The 2,206-nt window shown below is 58.7% G+C and carries 3 protein-coding genes and 1 pseudogene; all 4 read right to left on the bottom strand.

Features of this window, described 5'->3' with window-relative positions; translation table 11 throughout:
* Positions 1-539 (bottom strand): annotated as a pseudogene (locus tag NW820_RS01490) (F0F1 ATP synthase subunit alpha); the annotation flags it as partial.
* Positions 540-582: 43 nt separating this feature from the next.
* Positions 583-1,131: an ATP synthase F1 subunit delta gene (gene atpH, locus NW820_RS01485; RefSeq protein WP_414330491.1), complete on the bottom strand. Its 549-nt coding sequence runs from the start codon at positions 1,129-1,131 to the stop codon at positions 583-585.
* Positions 1,132-1,151: 20 nt separating this feature from the next.
* Positions 1,152-1,715, bottom strand: a complete 564-nt coding sequence (locus NW820_RS01480; RefSeq protein ID WP_414349845.1) for a F0F1 ATP synthase subunit B — start codon at positions 1,713-1,715, stop codon at positions 1,152-1,154.
* Between the two features lie 35 nt (positions 1,716-1,750).
* The coding region (locus tag NW820_RS01475; RefSeq protein ID WP_414406488.1) for a F0F1 ATP synthase subunit B' at positions 1,751-2,206 on the bottom strand (456 nt) is incomplete at its 5' end.

The following is a 2,206-nucleotide window of genomic DNA, read 5'->3' as shown; positions in this document are numbered from 1 at the left end:
GCAACGGTGGTCTTGCCGGTTTGGCGGTCGCCGATGATCAGTTCCCGCTGCCCCCGCCCGATGGGAATCAGGGCATCGATGGCGGTAATGCCGGTTTGCAGGGGCTCGTACACAGAGCGGCGATCGACAATGCCAGGCGCTGGCGATTCGATCAGGCGAGACTCCGTACACTGGATCGGGCCTTTGCCGTCAATGGGGTTGCATAAGGGATCCACCACGCGGCCCAAGAGGGCTTCCCCCACGGGGATGCTGGCGATTTTGCCCGTGGATTTGACGGTGGATCCCTCTTGGATATTCCGCCCGGAGCCGATCAGCACGGCACCGATGTTGTCTTCTTCCAGGTTGAGGGCAATACCGGTGGTGCCATCCTCAAATTCCAGCAGCTCGCTGGCCATCACCTTATCCAAACCGTAGATGCGGGCAATGCCATCCCCCACCTGCAGAACTGTCCCCACATTGGAGACCTGCATCTCCTGGTTGTACTGCTCAATCTGCTGTTTGATGATGGTGCTAATCTCGTCTGGGCGAATGGTAGGCATAGCAGTCCTCTCAAGTAATGGGAAGGGATCCTCAAAAACCAACTTAGGCCAACTGCAAGGCAAGCCGGCGCAACTGTCCACGCAAGCTGAGGTCGATCACCTGGGATCCAATCTTGATGACCACCCCTCCCAGCAGCTCCGGATCCTGAGTGGCTTGCAACTCCACACCGCTGGCCTGGGTGAAGTCCATCACCCGCTCGCGAATTGACTGCTGCTGAGCTTCCGTCAAGGGTATCGCCGTCGTCACCTCGGCCAGGACGATGTTCTGGAGCTTCCGCTGCAGATCCAAAAAGCGCCGGCAGACAGCCCCGAGAAACATGATACGGCGGCGGTCGGTCAACAACTTCAGCGCATTCAGCAGCAGAGGGTGGATCTGATCGGCAAATACTTGCTGCAGCAGGTTCTTTTTGGCCTCGGCCTTGATCACCGGGTTGGCGAGAAACTGGCCCAGCTCCGGCGTAGCCCGCAAAACCTCGGCAATAAAGCGCATATCGGCGGCAAAAGTGTCCAGCAATCCCTGGCCTGACCCAAGAGCAATGAGAGCCTCGGCATAGGGATCCACCACCTTCTCAGCCATTGTGCTGCTGATCATACCTTTCTCCTCCTTGAGAGTTAGCGGGCAATCATTTGGATCCCTTTCTCGATCAGGCTGCGGTGGGTCTCTTCGTTGAGGTGCTGCGGCAACTCCTGCTCCACCTTGCTCAGGGCTTGGCGAACGATCTGCCGACGCAACTCCTGAAAAACCCGCTCCTGCTCGCTGGACAACTCTTTCTCAGCATTGGCCCGCAGCCGCTCCACTTCCCGCTCCGCCTGCTCCAACAACTCTTGCCGACGGGCTTCGGCGTTGGCTTCCGCCTGCTTGCGGATACGTTCAGCCTCCTGCTGAGCCTGGGCCAGCTTTTGCTGCTCCTCCGCCAGCTTCTCGATGGCTTCCTGTTTGCGCTGCTCCGCCTGCCGCAGTTCTTCTAGGATCCCCTCCCGCCGCTTGGCCAGGGCTTCTCCCACCACTTTGCGACCCAAGATAAACAGCAAGGTGAGAATGATCGCGATGTTGATCAGGTTGCTCTCGAGAATCTTGGCCAAGAGATCCCCCTCTCCTGCCTTGGCTTCTGGGAGTAGCTCCGTGGTCTCGGCCACAGCCAAGATCCAACCGGCCACCCAACTCCACACAGGCATCGCAAGCTCCTCCAAAAGTACTTCCAACCAGCGATCTAACGAGCACTGCCCAACAGTTTCTGGGTAATCTGGGCGGCAATGGCATCCACCTGCTGCTGCAGCTGTTCGAGGGCTGCCTGCTTCTCTTGCTCGACCTGTAGCCGCGCCGCCTCCAGCTTCTGCTGGATCTCTGCCTGCACAGCAGCCAGTTTCTCGGAACGAATGCGAGCAGCTGCAGCCTCTGCCTCAGCGATCACCTGCTGGGCTTGCAAGCGGGCCTGGCTGATCTCAGACTCATACTGTCGGGTCAACGACACCGCCTTGTCCAACCGCTCTTGGGCTTCCGCTTGAGTGGTGCGGATGTAGTCGCTGCGGCTGTCGATAGCCCGCGTAACCGGCTCATAGAAGAGGGAGTTGAGCACTGCCACCAACAGCAAAAACTGAATGGCAATCAGGGGCAGGGTGGCATCCAGATCGAAAAGACCACCTTTTTCAGCCGCTTCAACAGCCAA

Origin of the sequence: Synechococcus sp. R55.7, from assembly GCF_047461955.1 — a bacterium.
Taxonomy (GTDB): domain Bacteria; phylum Cyanobacteriota; class Cyanobacteriia; order Thermostichales; family Thermostichaceae; genus Thermostichus.
Note: the sequence above shows the minus strand (reverse complement) of the source record. Positions and strands in the feature narration are given on the sequence as shown.